This is a genomic window from Pedobacter miscanthi, from assembly GCF_003315595.1.
GTDB classification, from domain to species: Bacteria; Bacteroidota; Bacteroidia; order Sphingobacteriales; family Sphingobacteriaceae; genus Pedobacter; species Pedobacter miscanthi.
Map to the genome: position 1 here is coordinate 150,964 of NZ_QNQU01000004.1, position 20,839 is coordinate 171,802.

Here is a 20,839-nt window from a genome sequence, read left to right on the forward strand (position 1 = left end):
ATAAATTTAATAATTAAGCCAGCATTTTTATTTCCTGATCAGTTGCCCTGTTTCTTATTCTGCTCAGGGTTTCGAGGCGCATGCCCAGATAACTGGCCAGGTAACGCTGGGGTACCCGTTCTATATCAAAAATGGTGTTTTCGAGTCTAAGGTATCTGCCTAATGCAGTAGGTATCCTCGCGATAATAGATCTTTCTGAGGCCATAAAATATTGCATTTCCAATATTTTTCTGGCAATTACATCCCACTCCGGATAATTAAAAGATAGGGTATCGGTAAGTGAATAGGGGATGCGCACCAGATAACAATCTTCGAGTGCCTGCAGGTATTCTACAGAATGGTTAGATTGCTGCCCGGGATGGCGGATGGCTTCTATGATCTGGTTTTCGAAACCAAACCAGGTACTGATATCTTTTTTCCTGTCTTTTATAAAACCCCTTACCACCCCCTTAATTAAAAAGTACATGGCATTGTTCGAGTCGATGGGCGAAAGGATATGTTTGTGCTTTCGTACCGTAACAACCTGGCAATTTTGCTCATAATAAGTAATAAATTCTTCCGATAGGGGATGAAGTTTTTCCAAATTGTTGAAAAATGGCTTCATAAGAAGACGATTGTCTGAACCTGTTGTCATTAAATTATTTGGGATAGCGTATAAAAAATCAGGTCATTTTCAAGCCGGCGTGTGACTAATGAAAATGCCTAACCAAAAGTATTGTCTATCTCAAAAGAACAGGAAAGAGATGGGGTAATTTGTCTCTAATGATTCAATCGTTAGATCAAATATAGGCTGAACAGGCCTTAGGACTTCAATATTTGCGAGAAGTATGCTGTTGGCATTATGCCTTTTTCCTTTTTAAAAGCGTTGTAAAAAGTTGCATGATTCTTGAAACCGGCTTCCTGTGCAATTGCTTCAATGGTTATTTTATCAGCAAGGATGGGATATTGTTTTAAAAAATGTGCTATCCGGTAACTGTTTATCCAGTCGCGGAAATTTTTACCAATATGGTTGTTGATTACAAATGAACATTGGTGTACAGGAATGTTGATCCGCATTGCCACATCTATAATTTGGAGGTCCTGATTGAGGTAGAGAAGTTCATCAGCCATTTCCTTTTTAATCAGGTTAATGTACAGCCCGATTTGTTCTTCGGAAAGATTTATTTTTTTAGAAGTTGCTGAAAGCTGTTTCGGAATTTTTATTATCTCCAGCAGGTCGAAGTCGTTGGGCGTTGGTTGATGATCTGTTGCCAGCTTTTCTTTCCATTCATTTTTGCTCCAATCGATAGCTACTAAAAGGAAGCCGTAAAATAGGCTTGGTTTATGAAGTGCATACAATAAGATGAGTAACAAGGCTGCACAGTTGATCACTACAAAGATAGAATTTTCGATAGGGAGATTTATATTTCTCAATATGATTGGCAAAAGACCCAGAAGCTGGAAAAAGGTCGCAACTTTTAGTAAAAAGACAGCCCAATACTGTGCGGTATGGTTTGAATTCTGTTTTCTTAAAACCCTCGATTTAATAACGGCAAACCAGGTTAAACCCAGATAAAATATAGTGAGTACAGGCCTTAATAAAGAATGGATATACGAAGGGAATAATCCGCTTTGGGCTTGTAAAGAAAGGTAACCTTCTGCATGTAGCTCTTTAACAATCACGTTCCAATCGATAGGTGCCAGGCCTGGCCATGGAATAATGTGTATAATGGCCAGCACCGCCGGGATGAAATGAAGAAAATCCCTTTTTTTAATTGTTGTTCGCTCATATACAAAACCGGTAATGTAAAGATAAAAACATGCAGGGGCAGCAAAATAAAGAGGCGTAAAGAGCTGGAAGAATATCGAAAGCGGCTCTGCCCGGCCGGTGGTAATAAACAGTGAATTAAGTACCTGCCCAAAGCGGGCAAATAATAGGAGCGATAAAAGTATATTCTGTGTCCTGTTCCCATTTTTTGCAAAAAATAAATGGAGGGAAATTAAGAGCAGGAAAAAACAGGTAGTGCCGGACAGGAAATTTACAAATTGCATATATTAACTTCGGGATAAGCGTTTTTATTGGTTAAATCTCATGATCTGGTTTAAATCAATCGATTTAGAAATAATGGTGAAATTTGTTAATAAACAATCGTAGGTAAGATGATTCTTTTTTATTTTTTAATGATAATATCTTCCATTACCAGCATATCCATTTTTGTTCTCAAAAAACAATCCAATGCTTCTTCCGGTGTATTTACTATGGGTTCATTTTCGTTAAATGAAGTGTTGAGCAAAATTGGGGTACCTGTTTTATCTCGAAAGGATTTTATGAGCTGATAATATTTTTCGTCGGTATGCTGATGTACAGTTTGGAGCCTGCCGGTACCGTCTAAATGTGTAACGGCCGGGATCTCATCCCGTTTTTCGGCTTTAATTTTAAAAACTTTTTCCATGAAGGGTACATCATCAACCTGTTCAAAATATTCTTTTACAAATTCTGATAGGATAGAGGGGGCAAAAGGGCGGAAAGATTCGCGTCTTTTAATTTTGGTATTTAACAGCTCTTTTGCTTTTGTATTTCTTGGATCAGCTAATATGGAGCGGTGGCCTAGTGCCCTCGGACCGAATTCGGCCCTTCCCTGAAACCACCCAACCACACCTTCATTAATTAAACAGTTGGTTACTTCGTTAAAAAAGTCTTTTTGTTCAGGCTTTAAATAATGGATATTTTTTTCCTTTAGCAAATTCTCAATATAAGCATTATCGAATTTACTGCCCAGATAACCATGAAACATAGGAGGGGTACGGGGTTTATTTTCGAGCTGGTTCCACACCCATAATGCGGCCCCAATTGCAGTGCCGGCATCATGTCCGGCTGGAGGAATATAAATATGCTTAAAGGATGTATTGAGTTTTATTTTTCCGTTTGCAACCGAATTTTGAGCTACACCGCCCGCTATGCAGATATGCTGTAATCCGGTTTTTTGTTGTAAATGATTAAGAAGGTGGAAAATAACCTCTTCGGTAACCTGTTGCACTGATGCTGCTAAATCTTTGTGATACTGGGACAATTCTTCATGCTGCTGTCTCGGATTTCCTAAAAGTGTGGTTAGGTTTTCGGTATAAAGATTATCCATACCAGGAATACCATTCTCCCAAGCCATATTTACACCATTTTTAGGATGGTTGAAATATTTAAGGTCGAGCTCAAAAAGTCCGTTATCTTTTAGTAAGATCAATTTATGGATCAAATCAACATAAAGGGGCTTACCATAAGGAGCCAGGCCCATAACCTTATACTCATCGCCATAATGTGGGAAACCCAAAAATTGTGTTAAAGTGGTATAGAAAACCCCTAGAGAATGCGGATAAGACACAGTATCCAATACCTTAATCTGATTCGCTTTTCCGATGGCCAGCATGGTACTGCTAAAATCACCAAAACCGTCAATTGATAAAATTGCAGCTTCTTCGAAAGGTGATGCAAAAAATGCACTTGCCAAATGGCTTCTGTGATGTTCTACCTGAACTATACTGGCTTTCAGCGTTCCTTGCAGGAGGTGAAAATGTTTGTAAATTTCGGACTCAATACTATTTGCCTTTTTAAGATTCTGCGCCCGGTTGATCATATTTTTTAAGCTCAAGCGGTTTTTTAATGCGGTGAGAACCTTTTTTGAAAAATTAGCTTTTGGATCGCGGGATACAGCAATATAATCGACCTCATTTATGGTGATACCTGCTTCAGTTAAACAAAATTCGATAGCTTTTGAGGGAAATCCTGCCCAATGTTTTATCCTCCGGAAACGCTCTTCTTCTGATGCGGCAATAATTTCACCATCTTTATAAATACAGGCAGATGAATCGCCATGATAGGCATTAAGCCCTAAAATATACATGTGGATTTTATGCTTGAGGGTTATTTGTTGCCGTAGTATCCTGATCGGCATTTGTTTTTTTAGGCATTCTGGTATTGCGCTTAATCCAGATATACAGCATAATGAAAATGATGATGTAAACAATCACGTTAAAGATCTCGTGATGGTATTCGAAGTAATTTCTCTGGCTTTGGAAAAAGCCGAAGAGCAGACCTAATCCTGCAATTCTGCAGATATTGAGAACATAAATGGTAACCAATCCGATTACAAGCATTTTGAAGGTAGATTTCCATGGTGCCGGAAATGCAAGTACGAACGCAGCTAAAAAGCTCATTACGCCTAAGCCAAGGCAGGAGTAGTTTATGCGCAGATATGGACCGTTAACCACCATTACATCCATTTCATTGTGGATGGCGTAGAACCCAAATAACTTAATAATCCAGACTGCTGGTTTAATCAATGCTGTTTTTAAGCCTTGTATATAATCGAAGTGCTGTGCAATATAGGCATTGTGGTACTTTCCGCCTTCACTCATTACACTGTTCATAAACACATTACCCTGACTAAACAGGATATATAAGACAAATAGCGCAACAATAAATTTGATTGCTTTTTTGTCTGCTTGTTTCTTAGCTTCTTTTTGACTGATTTCGCTCATACGGAACTTTATTTCTTTTTTTTAATATGTTTAATTTCTTATCTACCTGCAACCTGAACCATAGGCCCTGCATATAATGAAACTTGATGCCATTTTTTCCTTCAAATATACCCAGTTGGAACAGCATTCTATAGGTAAAATATAAATACGGGCGAATGTATAAGGGAAGTTGCCACCATAATTTTTTTAACCAGGCTTTACGTTCGTCGGGATTTCCGAGTAGGGTAGGATGAAGTGCTGATGTTCGCAGTCCCATTAATCGTTCAAATTCTTCTTTTGCTACCAGCTCACTGTACTTTTGATGTTTTGCATACCAAAAACTTAAATCATTTTCTTTAAGATTTTCTTCAATAATATGGCCATCCTTCCATATTTGGGTATTACCACTTACAATAAAGCGATGATCCATATTTTCGTTAAGGTCAGAAAAACCGATTCCCTTTCTGAACATTTTGAGCTGATACATGGGATAATAGCCCCCATAACGGATCCATTTTCCCTGGAAAATATTTTTACGGTTGAAATAGATCCCGTTTACATCTGAATATTCCTCGTTTTTAAAATCAGAGAGTTTAGCGAAAAGTTCGGGTGTTACCATTTGGTCTGCATCCAAGCCAATAATCCATGGGGTATTGATTTTGAAATTTTTTAGCGCAAAATCCCATTGTTTGGGATGGTTTTCGAATGGATGATGTTGTACCTGGGCATTATATGCAGCTGCAATAACTAAAGTTTTATCGGTACTGCCACTATCTAATATAAAAGTTGGCGCACTAAGTTGCTTAATGGAATCCAAAAGCCGTGTCAGATGAATTTCTTCGTTAAAGGTTAGAATTATAAAACTGAAATTAGGATTCATAACGGTTCAATGCCACTTCCTTATACAACTGCAGATACCTTTCTACCAATAACGCATCACTAAAATCCTGTTTAATAAGATCAGGGGCGTTGACCCTAATCCTTGCCCTCTTTTCGTTATCGTTAAAAGCCAATAAGATTTTAGCTTTGATATCTTCGACGGTTAATCTACATACCCAACCAAAATCTTTATCGGCAACATAATCTGCTAGTCCAACCTCATTTGAAATTAATACAGGGGTACCAATATCCAAACTTTCGATTACTACATTGGCAAAATTCTCATTGTATGATGTCAGAACAAATAAATCATGCCTGGCCATCAATTGGAATTTATCGTTATCCCTTACCTGCCCGTTCCATGTAATCCGATCAGCGAGCATTAAACCTTTTGCTTTTTGTTTCAAACATCCCACATAATCCTGTTCTCCCGAACCGGCAATTGTTAAGTGCCACGGAACATCAATAGAAAATAAAGCCTGAAACAACAGTTCCAATCCTTTTTTCTGCTCAATACGGGAAAGAAAAATTATCTCAAATCGGGAGTTGTCATCCTGTTTTTTTTTTATCTGGTCTATATTAAAGTGTTCGTTATTAGAGCTAAGTAAGTTTGGGATTACTACGGCTCCCTTAGACATGGCTATTTCAATTGCTTCCGATTTTTCCTGCTCACTTGTGGCATGGATATAACAATACCTTAATAGACTTTTGCCGATAAGCCGGTGCATCCATTTTTTGGCAAATGAACTCCGATTATGTTGACTATAAGTTGATAACATACCCCTTGGTGAGAGTACAATAGGTACATTGTACCATTTTGCAATTAAACAGACCAGTATAGAAACAAGATTCCACCAGGCATGAATATGGATAATCAGGTGTTGATTGTTTTTAGAACTAATAATTTCTTTTCTTAATTGCAACAACAATGCAGGAGAAAAATGACTGTGATCTTTTGTCCATCTTCTAAAATAGGTTACCGAAACCCCTTCAACCAATACGGGCTTTCCTATAGGTACGTTTAGTTCGGTTTTACCATTGGCTGTAGTAGTTAGAACGGCTATATTTATATTCTCGTTCGCATTATCGCCAAAAGTCCCATCCGCCGAATATTTAGTTTCAGCAATCTTTTGCTTTCCGGTAACTGCCAATGCTTCACATAATTTTCCAACTGATTGAATCGGCCCGCCATAGATATAAGCAGGTTTGTAAGAAGGTGTAATGTGGAGGATTTTCAATTTTTCAGGTAATTATCTAACCTTTCAATTATATACTTGTTTAAAAGGAGGTAAATTAAAAAGAAAGCTATAAAACTTCCTACCAATTTATCTAGTGCAGTTTCAAATAGGTTTATCTGAAAAATAAATGGTACAACAAAGGCAAAACCCCATATCCTGTTATAAGTATTGGATGTGATGTATCGATAGATCAGTCCTATTAATATTCCCCATAGACAAAGTGGGACCAACATCCCGGGAAAACCAAAATCGACGTAACTCTCTGTAACGTAACCCAAACTAACAGAAGTGCCTGAACTTGATCCGGCAAAACCAATTCCCGAATAAGTTATTGTTTTCTCTGTATCGTCTATCGCTGCTTTGTCCGGAAATAAAATTCTTGGCATAAACACTCTCTTTACTGCATCAAACCACAGTCTTCCATGTTCATGCGGCCTGTTTAAAGGCACATAAGATATTGTTGCCGAAAAAATATCGATATAGGATAGGCGGTCTAAAAGATTGGTAACACCATCCTGATATTTTAAATTCTCTGTTTGGGCAGTTAAATCGTATAGCTTTTCTAATGCCTCAGTTTTAGAAACCCTTACAACCTGCTCATTTTCACCTCCCGATAAATATTTCCGGTACTCGGGCTTTACATATTGCCAGATAATCATCAGATTGAATAGAAGAGCAATTATTGCGGCAAAAGAAATATAGTTAAGATAAGTATACGATTTTTTAACAAACAGATACAGCACGATGGCAACGATAAAAAAATCTTTAAATGAGCTGAAATAACCCGTGAGGCTAAAGATGATCTCGCCAACTAATATTACATAAAATAATTTTCTATTTTCATCAAACACAAAATAAAATGTAAAAAAGAAAAAGAAAATTACCCATTTTAAATCTTGGACTTTAATGAAAACCTGTTGTAAACCAGGTATTAAGTGCGACAAATAAAGAAGAAAAGGAGTGATAAAGATCGCAATAACATAAAGGGTGATTATTTTTTTTTTGTTATAATTTGACAGCTGTGATTTGAAATTGCCAAAATCGTGTTTTGGGATGTTCTTTATAATAGCAAAAATACCCAATGATATAATATAGAGTGATGTTAAACTATAATAATAAGCTTTATTGATACTTTGGTAATTGTCAAATAATTCACTGAAATCTTTATACAAATAGTCTGCATAAAATATTTTTAAACATACCTGAGACCACTGCATTAGCAAAGCGAAAAATAAAATTGGAGGTTCATTTTTTCTCCAAAGTAGTTTTGCAGCATAAGGAACAAAAAGAACAGCAAAAAAAGTGGCTAACGGATTTATGGTAAGAAGTGATAACGCCAGTATAACAGCAATGCCAATCTTCGAACTACCTAATTTTATTGCATTATCAAACAATTTTTTTATTTTTTAATTAATTAAATGAGATATTATTTTTTTTCGATGTAAAAGAAATGTTTTTCTATTCCTTAACCGGAATTTAAACCAGGCAAAAAACACTAGAACAAGATTATCTTCTTTTTTTAAGAGATTTAAACCTGAAAAAAAGAGCCTGAATTCTTTTCGGATTAAAAGCACAACTATTCTTTGAAAGTAATGAATTAGAATTAGCTCGCGTTTAGTTTTTCGTTTTACTTCTGAGCTTACTTTCGCCAAATCAAATAACATGTTGGTAATATTAATTCCTTCAACAACAGAGGCATAATTGCTTGCTGCTTTATGCGAAACCTGGTTTGGATGATTCCGGATGCTTGTAAGCTTTTTAGGGATAAATCCTATACTATGGTTTTTAGCTATCCTAGTCCATAAATCAAAATCTCCTGAATGGACTAAATTTTTTTTAAAAAAATAGTCATTGCCGATTTTATCCCTATTTATTGCAACTTGCGAAATGCTACCTGCCAAACAACCATAACTCAATGAATATTTTGCATATAATTTATTATCCAATATTGCAGGTGTTGCATCATATTCCCACTCTTGGGTAACTTCCCCTTTTTCATTGATATAATCACCACTACAGTACGACATACCTATTGATGGGTTTTTGGTATAAAAATTTATGGTTTCCGAAAGGCAATTTGGATGCATTACATCATCATGACTCCAAAAATGAGCAATTTTTCCTTTAGATTTTTTGAGTAAGAAATTGAAATTTCCAAATTGACCAAGTGATTTTTTTTGACTGAAAAGAGTAATTCGCTTATCTGCGTAAGAGTTAATGATTTGAATGGTATTATCGGTTGAATTATCATCACTGATTAACAATTCAAATGCCTGGTAATCTTGGTTAAGAACAGAATCAATTGATGCTCTAATAAATTGGGCACCGTTCTTTACTGCCAATAATACGGAAATACTTATTTCATCCATTTAACATATTTACTAACACTGCAACCTGATTATTGAAATTCCAGTTTTCAATTTTTTTCCCTGATATTTCTCCCATTACTTTAAGATCGTTATTGATCAGTACCTGTAAACTACTAAGTAAGCTTTGTTCATTAATATCAAAGATCAGTCCATTGGATGCATCAACAAGATCAATTGCGCAACCAACTTTATCTGAAATCAAAATAGCTTTTCCAGCCGCCATTGCTTCATTCACTGCCAAACCCCAGGTTTCTCCCGGCCCTCTAGATGGCAAACAATATAAATTACAAGCCTGATATATGGCAGGCATTTTAGTTTGGTTCTGAAAATCGAGAAAATGTACATTCCTTATTTTCTGGTCGGAAGCCGTGGATTTAAGTGGTTTTTCCAACTCACCATTTCCAACAAATAATAGATGGACATCTTTTCTATTGAGTTGTTTAAATGCTTCCAATAATAAATCGGGCGATTTTTTACTTTCTAATTTGCCCGCGAAAAGTATTAGTGTTTCATCTAGGTTTATTCCTAACTTATTTCTGATCGTTAAGGCCTCATTTTTTCTATCTGTTCCGAAACGGATATTATCTACAGCATGTGGGACAAAAATGAGTTTGTTCTCTTTTAGCCCAAATGTTTTAAAATAGGCTTTATTTGCCTTACCTACATAAAATGCAATATCAATGTTTTTATATACTAAAGTTAAGATGGCTTTTCTGATTTTTCTTTTAATCCAGGGTTGGTTATCGATTAACGTACTATCACCCCTAAACCAAACGGGAATCTTTCCTTTAAAATGCCAAATTATAGATAAGTGACTAAAATAACTCCAGCCATACACCAGTAAAGCATCCGGGGAAAAGGCCTTAATCAACTTTATTATTTTGGGGTTTTTAATACCCATAAAATTTTGTGAACCAGGTTTTTTAGCGGTGTTTTCTATAAATTCATGATCGTATCCCTCCAGTAAATCAATATCCCATATCACATTCTGCTTAAATCCCGGATCGTAATTTATATTTTCGGTAGTACCCAGGGTATAAAAAACTTTCAGTTCGCATTGCTGTGCCAACAGTTTAAATACTGGAGCATAATATTGTATAGGATGACTGATAATAATGGCTAGCTTTTTCAAATTCCGGAAATTACTTTTTCAAATAAACTGCATTGAAGCTTTGTCATTTGCAGCGCTTCAAAAATATATTGATAATCTTCAGGCAATTTGTTCGCAATGGAATAAATAAATCTGCTAAAGCTATCGTCTATTTCTGCCTGGTTATCCTCAAGGTTTTGAAGCGTTACATTTTTATATTTTATTAATATCAGGTTTGCTGGGCTTTGGCTATGTAAGAGTGAGAATATTTTCTTTTGTGTATACAGGTAATTATAAATTTTGGATCCTATGTAATTGGGATCGTCTGAGCCAGCCATTAATAAAGCATCACTATTTTTAACGTGCTGAATGGCATTATAGTAAGTTAAGCGATCGGTTACTTCTATCACATACTTTTCGATACCCAGCCTTTGAGCGAGCGGGGCAACACTGGGTACTCCCTTACCGTTGGGCGAATAGCTTGTTCCGAGGAAATACAGTTCGATGTTTTCGTGAAAAGATGAGTTGTTATCTATGAAAGATTTGAATGCCTTTAAAATTTTTACGATACTTTCTTTCATAATACTACCTACAGCACCAACATAAACAATTTTAATTTTTTTGTTTTTCTTAAAGAAAGAGGTAAAAGCTGCCTGGTGCTTTTGTGCTATTTCGAAGTCGTATTGTGAAGTACTAAATTGAATTATAGATGAAGGAATATCTGCCAGTTCTGGATACCTGGTAACCAGTTCATCAATATATTCTTGATTTACGGCTATCAGGCCGCTTACTTTCTTCAGGGCAATAGGTTCTAAAAACTTATTTAACCGGTAAGAAAACCAATATTTTGGAGGCCTTTCACTTTTGGGTTTATGCTTGTAATAATCCGTATGCCATGGGTCCTGAAAATCAATAATGTATGGAATATGAAACCTTCGCTTCCAATAAGGTCCTAAAGCACAGATGGGGAATTGCGTAGTAGAAAAATAGATTAAATCAAATTTTTGCTTAGCGAGTAAATTGTTTATAAAACGGAGATAAAACCACAGTGAGCGGAGCGCTATGCTTCCCAGCCCAATTTGGGCTGTCCATTTTTTTGAGAAAGCGTTTACCTGATACACATGTATTTCATCAGGGATGCTTTCATATAACAGTTCGTCTTTTACTAAATCAGAATTAACTGGGTTAACTGTAACTACATGAACATCCCATCCAAAATTTTTAAAGTATGGCAAACTCATTCTCACGCGATGGCTGTCTGCAGCATTTGTAGGTGCAAAATAAGGTGAAATGATCAGAACTTTTTTCAAAGACAAAATTCTTTCTTTAAGGGTTTAAGTGATTTTGATATCTTTCTGAGATACTCTTGATCAATAGTGCTCTGTAATCGCTCCATTGATATTTTTTTGCTTTTTCCAATATCAACCTGCTCATTTCTGGGAGTATAGTTTTGTTCTGTTTTATCCACAACATCTTTTTCGCCAACTGGTCGGCATTACCTGCTTCAACTAAAAAACCATCAACATCATTATCTATTAAATCATAACCTGCCGAATTGTTTGTGGTTAATACGGTTAAACCATTCGCCATGGCTTCGGTAATTACCATTCCAAAGCCATCTGCTAAGGTTGGGAAGACCAATAGATCTGCATTTTCATATAATTCATTTAAATCTGATTTACCTAAAAAACCTTTAAATTCAATGTTTAGCGGCAAATTTTCTGTGAATTCTTTTGGAAGGGAGTTACTTCCTGCAAGAATTAACCTGGCGTCGGCACAATCAGCAAAATATTTTCTCCATACCTCTAATAAAATGTGTGTACCTTTTCTAATGCTTAGCGAACCGATACAAATAAAAATAAACTGTTTTTTTTCTTCATTTTTGGAATGGGTATCCGAAATCACGGGATAAGCCAAAGGGATTTTTAAGATTTTATTTTCATCAACTCCAGCATTGATTAGCGTTTTTAAGGTGAAAGTAGAATTACAGATAATTAAGTCGGCTAATTCACATTCTTTTTGTTTCCTTTTGTTGCGTTTTGAAAAAAGTTTTCCCGAAATGTGCTCATTATATTCCGATTTTAACAAAGGGTACTGTTTAAATTGCTCATTCAATAAAGCTTCGTAAAACGAATAATGTTGGCTTGTCTGCTCCAATATTTTAAAACAATTAATCTGTTGTGCCCTTTCGAATGTGCTTAAGGCAGCATGTTCGTAACAATGAACAATTTTGACACTATGGTTTAATTTTCTGGCAACCCATTTGTCGAAATTTAACTCGGCCCATTCCCAAATAATATCAGCAGATTTTAGCGAAAGAAATCTAACCGCAAGTAATCTGCAGACTTCTTTCCAGGGGTATAATTTAATTTTATGATCAGGAACATCAGTAAAAAATCTATTTTTCAATCTCTTTTTTATGAAAGGAAAGATTTTAAGCAATAAATTTACATAACTGTTAGCAGGATGGAATGCAACAGTTGTACACATGAATTTTAAATAATTTTCCTGATTATAGGCCTTTATGGTTTCGGTACTGAATTTGCCGATACCTGGTGAGGCATGTACCACAGCATTGATTATTGAAGTTGTTTCTGCTTTTTTAATCAAGATCTATTTGCTTTATGGTTTCAATTAATTTTTTTTGTTCAAATTTCCAATTGAATGTGTGTGTCGCGGCTAAGACTGCTGCTTTTTTAGCAAATTCTAAGCATTTTCTATCTTTTTGCCAATTTTGTAAATTCATCAAATCAGTATCTTGATCTAAAATGAAACCTGCACTGGGACATTGTTGCATTACCCATTTTTGTCCTATTGTGGCAGTCGCTATAATGGCAAGCCCTGCATCTAGGTATTGAAAAATTTTATTTGTTATACAAAGATTACGGTTATTAGGTACACTGTTTTCCAGTGCTAATCCAACATCAAATTTCTGTAGCCAGGAATTTAATTCATAAGAAGAACATTGGGGATAAAAGAAAATTTTTTTTCTCCATTCGTCTGATAAATCTTTCAAGATTTCCGCTTTTGTTTCATTGCTGCAAGAACCTCTCAGATGAACCTCATATTCAGATGCGTTAAAGTTTGCTAATTTGAGTAGAAATTCTGCTAAACCCCTGTTAGTCCCAATCGTTTGTGAGAACCAAACTAATTTTATTAATTTTTGATCCTCATTGGTCTCGATTTTCTTATTTTCTTTTTCAAAATAGTTGTTTAATGTAATTACTTTTTTAGTTGGAAAATTCTCTTGATAGCATTTACCAATAAATGGGCTTGCTGCGCTGATGTAGCTGGCATTAACAAGGTATTTGTCTTCTATAATTTTAGCAGATTGGTTTTGCCTTTTATCTGTACTTTCTTCACGGTGATAATCTTCGGCATCAAAGGCAAACTTTGACTGGTTGAATTTTGCTGCCCATTGTACTATTGGTAATGCCTGGATCGTATGGGCAATATATAAATCTGCTTTTTCTTTTTTGAGTATATACTTAAATTCAGGAAACAATACGTTTTCGGTTAAATATGATAATGGGTTTATTGAAATCCAGATTTTACGCAATAAACGTTTAATGTTTAATATTTTTCCCCTCAATGTCGACTTATCACAATTAATGAGTTTAATATCTGCTTGATGTAAGTCTTTAATAATATCTTTATCAAAATGTTTAAGATAAGCAAGTTGTTGTAAAGAAATTATTTTGACATTAAAATTGGCTTTTAAAAGAGATTTGGCCTCTTTTACTAACCTGGGATTAGATGTTAGATGTGCAGTAGTAACTAATACTATTTTTTTTTTCTCCAATTGCCTTTTTTTAATGGTTAGGACCCTTTAAGCCGATGTTTGATATTATTCTTTTTTTGGATAAAAAAAACAAAAACTCTACTCGGCATCTGTTTTAGGTAGTATAAAATGAGTAAATTTTTGAACGTACCGTTATTAAGAAATGTTATCGCTTTAAAATTTATATAACGTTGTTTAGAATATCCATCACGTACAGTTGGCCATTGATAAGATGATATATAATGTATTTCATTACTCTTGATAAATTCAAATTCCCAGGGAGAATGTAGATTTTGATCTATGGCATACTCGCAAAGTCTGAGCAGATAGTCCAACCTCAGAAGTCCAGCGCCTATTTGTGAATAAAAAGGCCACTCTTGAGGGGTTTGAACAAATTGCTGCCCATTGATACTGATATTATAATTGAAACCATTTTTATAATGGGGATAGTATAGGAAATTCCACTTTCGATGTTTAAATATGCTTTCGTTTTTTTCTATCGTAAGCTCATCGACCGGTTTTAATGGAATTAAATCATCCAAAATGAGATAAGTAGCTTCGATGTCCGGAAAATCCTTTTGAAATTTAGTAATTCCTTTATGCAACAGATTGATCCAACTCAATGAATATTCAAACCGATATAATTTTTTGCAATTTAAGATCCGATCACTTTTATCATCACTAATGATATAAACGTCACCATGATTGGGCCACGATTCATCCAAAACCTCTAAAGATGGATTGATAAAATGTTCCATTTTATGATAGGTTAGGAAAATTATTGGAAAGCTCATCTTAAAATTCGCTAATCTCTTTTATAAGGCGTTTTTTATTATTATAAAGCTTTATATCAAAACCCTTATTTTTCCAAATATGCATATCGCCCAAATTGTTAGCCAATACCGGAATATTATTTTCCAACGCTTCAAAAAGCACAAATGGCCCCGTTTCGTACGTGATTGATGGAATGATGAGTAAATCTATTTTTTGATAAAATTCAATTATCTTTTCTGGCAGTAAATTTGTTTCCCAATGAATATTTGCATTTCTTATTGTTGATTTTTTAAGTTTTTCAAAATATGGAAGTTCATTTATAATACCGGCAATGTGAAGGTTTAAATCTTGCCTGTTGGCAGCCTTGAAAGAATTGATCAAAATATCTAATCCTTTCTCATGGCTTATTCTTCCTACGAAACCAATATTTCTGATCTCTTTGTTTCCTGCATTTTTTGGAAACAGTTTTTTATCCAGCACTTGGCTCGTTAATGAAAGTTTCTTAGAATAAAAACCATTGGCGATAAAAATTTCTTTCTGCCAGTTCGTGAACAGGTATATTTTATCGCAAAGTTGATTAAGTATGCGAATACTTTCTCTTTTTCTATCTACCGCCCCGGCAATATTAATTGGATAACCGACATAATTAATAACTCTCCCTAACAATTGACTTAAAGGTTTATTAATACCCTTTTTACTAATGTAGCAGGCAGTACATTTATGTTTTTTAATCAAGCCATCACACGCCTTTTGCCCAAATTGCATTAAATCTCCATGTATACAGGTAATACCGGGCACATGTGCACTAAAATGTATCTGGCTACCCAGCTTTTTAGCTTCGGTAATATGGAAAGTATTGAAGGCAGGGGTAAGGGTATGGAAATGGATTAAATCGTATTGATTGTTTCTGATTAGATTTCTAAAGTCTTTTACATTATTAGGGGCTTTTATTCCAAATAAAATATCCGGATCATCAGATAGTTCATCGGGGATATAATACACCTTTATTCCTATATATTCTGTTGGAGCTGATTCGCCAGTGGTAATCACATGTACTTCGTTATTTTCGGATAACAAATTTTTAGCGAGGTTTAAAACATATTTTTCAGTTCCGCCAGTACTGGTGGGATAGAAATAAGCTGTTACCAAAGCTATTCTCATGAATTAAACATTCTTTTCATTCCTGCTATTATTTCAGCATTCCGGTAACCAATAATTCTGGATAAAGTTCTTAATAACCCTTTTTCCGGTGGGAGGTAATGAGGTACAATAGTAAGCAATAACTGAATTGCCTCTTGAGCTAAATTCTTATCCAGTACGGTAAGCCGGTTAATGCAATGCCTCAATGATTGGATAATGGCCTGTTTTTTATCTGGCCTATCGATATAATCTTTTTCCCATATCTGATGGATTTCTTTTGTATTTTCAAACAGATCCTTTACAAAATTGGCATCACTTTTCTGAGACAATGATTGGGATTGAGCAGTTCTGTATTGCGCCATTATGCCAGGAGTATATTCAAAAGTGGCTTTTAATATTGCGGCATCTAAAAAGTAACGGGCATCTTGGATAATAGGGAGATTTTCTTTCCATTCCAGTTTCGAGCAAACCCTCCGTGAATATAAAATGGCCGCAGGCGGACACCAGAAATCGGTGAAAATCGAAATTTCTAAATCCGGCTTCATTTCACGTACAATAGCTTCTGTTACTAAAAGTTGGCTATCCTGAGTGATGAATTTTTGCCAATCGCCATAAGCTACATCGGCATTTGTGCTTAACAGCGCGTTAAGCTGTTTCTCTATTTTATTAAATATCAGTAGGTCATCTGCATCAAGGTATTGGATATAATCTCCCGATGCATGATTAAACCCTAATTTTCTGGCGTGGCTAACTCCCTTATTCTCCGTTGAAATTATTTTAAGAATTTTAGGGTAATTTTCTAATAAAGATAATGTATTATCTGTAGATCCGTCATTTATAACAACAACCTCTAAATCCAGGTAAGTTTGCGCATAAACCGAATTCAGCGTTTCAATAATGGTATCGGCTGCATTATAAGCAGGGATAATAACCGAAACTAATTTATTTTCTTTAACCAAGTTGATGTTCTTTTTATTGCCTCATCAAGATCTACCGTTGGTTTCCATCCTAAAATTTCTTTCGCTTTTTCTGCTAAAAATGTACTCTGGGTATTTCCGTAAATTTCGTTTAGCCAAACTGGAGGGTTAAATGGTGCAGTTGAGTTGTCGGTAAGATTTTCAGAACCAATGGTTAACCATTCTACTTCTCTTTGTCCATCCAATCTGTTTCTAAATTTAGGTACGAGGTTGAAAATATTTTTTTTAATCTTACCGAAAAAGGGATGCTGATTAATTAAACCTACAAATTCGTAGTTAGCCAATAAATAGCGCACTATTTTTTTTATACTGGTTTTTTCTTTAAAATTCTGTGATAGCAAAGTTTTAGTTGTGAGACTTTCTATTTTATTGCCATATCCTTGTAAAAGAGGGGTTAAGAAATCTTTCCATGTCATTACTCCATCATTGATTATAAAATTTTTGCCATGGGCCGCTTTAACTTCAAGTGCTTTTAAAATCGCATCCAACAGATTGTCGATATAAACAACATTTGCCAACCCCTGTCCATCATCAATCCAGCAAAAGCGGTTTGATTTGGCTAGCACTAAAGGTAAGGTGGTGTATGTTTTTCCATTAGGACCAAATACACAGGTTGGATTGAGTAAAACGATGCGGGTTTTATGCTGACTTTTGGCAAAGTCTAAACACCATTGCTGCATTATTTTTTTGGTTTTGCCATAAGTTCCGCCAGCAGGTTTATGAACAGTATTTTCATCAACCATGCCGTTCGGAAAGCCATAAACATTCATCGTACTTAAAATTACTATTGCTTCTACACCTTGTTTACAGGCAGCTTTAACAAGGTTCTTTGTAGCTTCGATATTAATATTGTATGCATCTTTTCCATCGGTTGAATAGGCAAGATGAACCAGGTATTTTTTTCCTGATAGTGCTTTCTCAACGGCATTATAATTTAATAAATCAACTTTGGGCAACGCTATTCCGAATCGGGCAATAGGTGCACAATTTTTGTAGCCCCTTACCGGTGCCGTAATATTTCTGACCCCATCCTTCCAAAGTTTTTCAATCAATGCCGTGCCAATAAATCCTGTACCTCCGGTAATTAGAAAAGAGGATCCGTTTTCATAAAGTGCTATGGTTCTTCTTTGATTGTAGGCCCATTCAATTAGGTTAATTACAGCCTTAGCCTCATCCATTTTAACAAGCGAACCGTGATTGGATGCAAACCGGCTAAGTTGTTCTACAAAGCAGGCCTCAAAAATATATTTCAGTGTTTTGTCGGCAAAGGCGTTTTCTAATCGTATTTCATGGATAACCTGCTCATCGGGTGAAAAGAAACAGGATTCAAAATTGTCTTTTTCCATCCAAATCCTTCCTTTTTCGCCGATAATTTCGAAAGTGTTCTTGAGCTTTTCTGTTCTTGATAATTTTAGTGAAATATGCGTATTATCTGCATTTTTCAAATGGTAAAGGGTATTTGCCTCTACACCACCCTCATAATCATCCTGATAGTTTACAGGTACTAAGTCGTCAAAAAGATGGTAAAGTAAATCCAGATAATGTACACCCATATCAGCTAATACACCACCATTTTTCGGGTCGAAGAAGGCATAGCTGTCTGCTACCCAGGCGTAAGGATTTCCATCCTCAACCTTTACTGTATTTATTTTACCTACTAAAGCTAAGCTCTTGCTTAAGGCCTGGTAGGAAGGCATGTAGCGGCGTACCATACCAGTGTAAACATGTTTGGCCGATTGGGATTCTAATCGGATTATTCTATCGCAAGCTGCAGTAGTTAAAGCTACAGGTTTCTCACATAAAACAGCGATATTATCTGCTAAGCAATGTGCTATTGCCGGTTCGTGCAGATAATTGGGTAAGGTGATAACGGCAAAATCAAATTTTAAATTGTTCTGATCAAAGAATTCATCAAATCCCATTTGTATTACTGAAATATCTTTTTCAGATAGTAGTTTACACACATTTTCATTGAGTTCTACAACAGTTATCGACTTTAACAGGCCCAGATGAGCAAACGCTTTTAAATAGTATTCTTGAAATACAGCACCTCCGCCAAGTACTAGCCATTTTTTATCGCCCATTAAATATGTTTTTTAGATTTAGACATTTTTTCTCTATCATGTTCCAACTAATGTAAGCCATTAAGAGGCTGATCGGAACGGTAATAGCAAAAATCTCCCATGCCGAAACATAATTTCCACTGGCAAGAATGATGGTTTGTATGATGAGAAAATGATAAATATATATACCATAAGAAAAATCTCCGAATCTTTCAATTGATTTAACAGGCAAATTCGTAATTAGCCAGAGTAAAATATAAAAGAGAAAAAATGGGTTTAGTGGGAAATTCGGATTGAATTTAATGTCCACAATCCATAATATAATGCAGAATATTAATAGGAATGTTGAGTCGGGAATATATTTTCTGAAAGTAAAACCAATTGAGCCAATAAGGAAATAGTAGGGTAAAATGGCTATGCTTTTGTTGGTAAAAAACTTTAAAAAAAATGTACACTTACAGGGATCAAGCCAATAACACAGAATGTAAATGGCTGTAAAACCTATTAATAACCATTTTCTTTTCTCTAGTGCACCAAATATTCCGCTTATGGCGAGTAAAATATAAAATGAAAATTCCCAAAATAAGGTCCAAAGTGATCCATTCAACGATTTTTCAACTAAATTGTTGGTCAGATTTCCGATAGTTGGCTGGTAAATATTAAGGGCGAGATTTTTAAAAATGTAGGTTGCCTGATTGCCGATGAAATGTAAATCTATTATTTGACCGCTTATTAATGCCATTACCGGGGCAACAATTAAAGCAGTAAAAACCAAACAAAACCAAAAAGCCGGAAAAATTCTTAATATCCTATGCCATATATAGTTTAGAAAACTTTTACTATTAAGCCAACTGGCAGTAATTAGAAAGCCGCTTAAGATAAAAAAGCTATCTACGCCTAGGGCTCCGAAGCTGGTTAAGCCAAGGGAACTTAATGGATCGATCTGACCATTGAGAACAAAACTATGTTGAATAACTACAAAAATGGCAAGTATTAAACGGATAAACCCAATAGCATTTTTTTTTGGACTGTAATTTTTTTCGAATGAATTATAAATAGTAAAATTCATTAAAAGAAAATTCTCTAGTAAAGTGCAATAAATCTGAAATTTTAATTATGCCCTGCCTAGCAGTCGGTTTAAAAAATAGAATAATTTAATACCTCTTTTAAGCCCTAATAGGCTGCAAAAACCACTTATACCTAATGGTTTAAACCAAGAATATGTTTTTAAATTGCTTGTTTTAATTTTATCTAATATTGGCAACTGCTGGGACTCTTTATACATTGAATATGCATTAGATAAAAGGTGTTTGTCTAGTACTTCTAAGATCACTTTATCCATCTTTCCTCTGGATAATATTTTTTGCTTCAAATTCTCGAAATAATTGAATGTATTTAAAGAATTGTAATGGTCATAAAGGTACGTTGCTCTATCTGTTCTGACAGTATGATTTATAGAGGTAATAACATTTGGACAAATGGTACATTTTAAACCTTTTACCAGTGCACTTGAAAAATAATCAATAACCTCCCAGGTTTTCATCTGCTCATTCCAGCAAATTTCATTTTTCCTTAGCATAACTGAAGACACAGGCCACCAATTTGAAAGTAGGTTAGCTAAATGATTTTTTCCGTATGGAAATTTGGTGTTAATGGCTAACTCGTTTTCTGCCAACCCGACACTCATATCTGAGTTGTTCCTTATTATGCATTTCATCAAATCGGCTACACCGTTTGGCTTTAAAAGATCATCAGCGTCTAGGAATAAGAGGTATTCGCCATTGGCTTTTTTTATGCCTAAATTCCGGGCAGATGATACACCCTTATTTTCCTGATAAAAATATTCTATTTTGTTATGTAAAATTAGATCGGATAGAATTTCCTGCGTACCATCCGTAGACCCGTCATCAATAACAATACATTCAACATTATCATAAGTTTGATCCAATATCGATTGGATTGCTGTTTCAATATACGCTTTATTATTGTAGGTAGGAATGATTACGGTTACGGAATGGTTCATTTTTAAAAGGCCAT

At 35.2% G+C, this 20,839-nt stretch carries 18 protein-coding genes; all 18 read right to left on the reverse strand.

Annotated features, from left to right (window positions below; translation table 11 throughout):
* Positions 1-13 precede the first annotated feature (13 nt).
* Positions 14-604 carry a Crp/Fnr family transcriptional regulator gene (locus DRW42_RS06010; protein WP_113947925.1) on the reverse strand — a complete coding sequence of 197 codons (591 nt, stop codon included), beginning with the start codon at positions 602-604 and terminating at the stop codon, positions 14-16.
* A 197-nt stretch (positions 605-801) separates the two neighbouring features.
* Positions 802-2,031 (reverse strand): helix-turn-helix domain-containing protein, encoded by a 1,230-nt coding sequence (locus DRW42_RS06015; RefSeq protein WP_113947926.1) that lies wholly within the window; start codon positions 2,029-2,031, stop codon positions 802-804.
* A 119-nt stretch (positions 2,032-2,150) separates the two neighbouring features.
* A complete protein-coding gene (locus DRW42_RS06020) occupies positions 2,151-3,875 on the reverse strand; it encodes a carbamoyltransferase family protein (RefSeq protein ID WP_113947927.1) in 1,725 nt (574 codons plus the stop codon).
* A gap of 7 nt (positions 3,876-3,882) precedes the next feature.
* The gene (gene xrtY / locus DRW42_RS06025) at positions 3,883-4,512 is read right to left on the reverse strand and encodes an exosortase Y (RefSeq protein WP_113947928.1); all 630 of its coding nucleotides are present in this window, start codon (positions 4,510-4,512) and stop codon (positions 3,883-3,885) included.
* Complete coding sequence (locus DRW42_RS06030) at positions 4,484-5,371, reverse strand: glycosyltransferase family 2 protein (protein WP_113947929.1); 888 nt, start codon at positions 5,369-5,371, stop codon at positions 4,484-4,486. Before DRW42_RS06030 ends, xrtY begins: the two co-directional genes overlap by 29 nt.
* Positions 5,361-6,608 carry an XrtY-associated glycosyltransferase XYAG1 gene (locus DRW42_RS06035; protein ID WP_113947930.1) on the reverse strand — a complete coding sequence of 416 codons (1,248 nt, stop codon included), beginning with the start codon at positions 6,606-6,608 and terminating at the stop codon, positions 5,361-5,363. Before DRW42_RS06035 ends, DRW42_RS06030 begins: the two co-directional genes overlap by 11 nt.
* Positions 6,605-7,459 carry a hypothetical protein gene (locus DRW42_RS28560; RefSeq protein WP_147243674.1) on the reverse strand — a complete coding sequence of 285 codons (855 nt, stop codon included), beginning with the start codon at positions 7,457-7,459 and terminating at the stop codon, positions 6,605-6,607. Before DRW42_RS28560 ends, DRW42_RS06035 begins: the two co-directional genes overlap by 4 nt.
* A 555-nt stretch (positions 7,460-8,014) precedes the next feature.
* Positions 8,015-8,977, reverse strand: a complete 963-nt coding sequence (locus tag DRW42_RS06045; protein ID WP_113947932.1) for a glycosyltransferase — start codon at positions 8,975-8,977, stop codon at positions 8,015-8,017.
* Positions 8,970-10,109 (reverse strand): glycosyltransferase family 4 protein, encoded by a 1,140-nt coding sequence (locus tag DRW42_RS06050; RefSeq protein ID WP_167437794.1) that lies wholly within the window; start codon positions 10,107-10,109, stop codon positions 8,970-8,972. Before DRW42_RS06050 ends, DRW42_RS06045 begins: the two co-directional genes overlap by 8 nt.
* Entirely contained in the window at positions 10,106-11,377 is a 1,272-nt protein-coding gene (locus DRW42_RS06055; protein WP_147243675.1) for a glycosyltransferase, read from the reverse strand. The genes DRW42_RS06050 and DRW42_RS06055 overlap by 4 nt, the downstream gene beginning before the upstream one ends.
* A 16-nt stretch (positions 11,378-11,393) precedes the next feature.
* Positions 11,394-12,677, reverse strand: a complete 1,284-nt coding sequence (locus tag DRW42_RS06060; protein ID WP_113947934.1) for a glycosyltransferase family 4 protein — start codon at positions 12,675-12,677, stop codon at positions 11,394-11,396.
* Positions 12,670-13,869 (reverse strand): glycosyltransferase family protein, encoded by a 1,200-nt coding sequence (locus DRW42_RS06065; RefSeq protein WP_113947935.1) that lies wholly within the window; start codon positions 13,867-13,869, stop codon positions 12,670-12,672. Before DRW42_RS06065 ends, DRW42_RS06060 begins: the two co-directional genes overlap by 8 nt.
* Positions 13,870-13,886: 17 nt before the next feature.
* Positions 13,887-14,606 carry a hypothetical protein gene (locus DRW42_RS06070; RefSeq protein WP_147243676.1) on the reverse strand — a complete coding sequence of 240 codons (720 nt, stop codon included), beginning with the start codon at positions 14,604-14,606 and terminating at the stop codon, positions 13,887-13,889.
* A gap of 37 nt (positions 14,607-14,643) precedes the next feature.
* On the reverse strand, positions 14,644-15,783 hold the full coding sequence (locus DRW42_RS06075; protein ID WP_113947937.1) for a glycosyltransferase: 1,140 nt from the start codon (positions 15,781-15,783) through the stop codon (positions 14,644-14,646).
* A complete protein-coding gene (locus DRW42_RS06080) occupies positions 15,780-16,721 on the reverse strand; it encodes a glycosyltransferase family 2 protein (RefSeq protein WP_158544286.1) in 942 nt (313 codons plus the stop codon). Before DRW42_RS06080 ends, DRW42_RS06075 begins: the two co-directional genes overlap by 4 nt.
* The gene (locus DRW42_RS06085) at positions 16,700-18,823 is read right to left on the reverse strand and encodes an NAD-dependent epimerase/dehydratase family protein (RefSeq protein ID WP_113947939.1); all 2,124 of its coding nucleotides are present in this window, start codon (positions 18,821-18,823) and stop codon (positions 16,700-16,702) included. The genes DRW42_RS06080 and DRW42_RS06085 overlap by 22 nt, the downstream gene beginning before the upstream one ends.
* Positions 18,813-19,871, reverse strand: coding sequence for an acyltransferase family protein (locus tag DRW42_RS06090; RefSeq protein ID WP_113947940.1), 1,059 nt, complete (start codon positions 19,869-19,871; stop codon positions 18,813-18,815). Before DRW42_RS06090 ends, DRW42_RS06085 begins: the two co-directional genes overlap by 11 nt.
* Before the next feature lie 45 nt (positions 19,872-19,916).
* Positions 19,917-20,825 carry a glycosyltransferase family 2 protein gene (locus DRW42_RS06095; protein WP_113947941.1) on the reverse strand — a complete coding sequence of 303 codons (909 nt, stop codon included), beginning with the start codon at positions 20,823-20,825 and terminating at the stop codon, positions 19,917-19,919.
* Between the last annotated feature and the right edge of the window lie 14 nt (positions 20,826-20,839).

Excerpts from the sequence above, each read along its gene's own strand:
- DRW42_RS06010 (WP_113947925.1), bottom strand. The coding sequence starts at position 604 with ATGAAGCCATTTTTCAACAATTTGGAAAAACTTCATCCCCTATCGGAA.
- DRW42_RS06015 (WP_113947926.1), bottom strand. The coding sequence starts at position 2,031 with ATGCAATTTGTAAATTTCCTGTCCGGCACTACCTGTTTTTTCCTGCTC.
- DRW42_RS06020 (WP_113947927.1), bottom strand. The coding sequence starts at position 3,875 with ATGTATATTTTAGGGCTTAATGCCTATCATGGCGATTCATCTGCCTGT.
- xrtY (WP_113947928.1), bottom strand. The coding sequence starts at position 4,512 with ATGAGCGAAATCAGTCAAAAAGAAGCTAAGAAACAAGCAGACAAAAAA.
- DRW42_RS06030 (WP_113947929.1), bottom strand. The coding sequence starts at position 5,371 with ATGAATCCTAATTTCAGTTTTATAATTCTAACCTTTAACGAAGAAATT.
- DRW42_RS06045 (WP_113947932.1), bottom strand. The coding sequence starts at position 8,977 with ATGGATGAAATAAGTATTTCCGTATTATTGGCAGTAAAGAACGGTGCC.
- DRW42_RS06070 (WP_147243676.1), bottom strand. The coding sequence starts at position 14,606 with ATGGAACATTTTATCAATCCATCTTTAGAGGTTTTGGATGAATCGTGG.
- DRW42_RS06075 (WP_113947937.1), bottom strand. The coding sequence starts at position 15,783 with ATGAGAATAGCTTTGGTAACAGCTTATTTCTATCCCACCAGTACTGGC.
- DRW42_RS06085 (WP_113947939.1), bottom strand. The coding sequence starts at position 18,823 with ATGGGCGATAAAAAATGGCTAGTACTTGGCGGAGGTGCTGTATTTCAA.
- DRW42_RS06090 (WP_113947940.1), bottom strand. The coding sequence starts at position 19,871 with ATGAATTTTACTATTTATAATTCATTCGAAAAAAATTACAGTCCAAAA.
- DRW42_RS06095 (WP_113947941.1), bottom strand. The coding sequence starts at position 20,825 with ATGAACCATTCCGTAACCGTAATCATTCCTACCTACAATAATAAAGCG.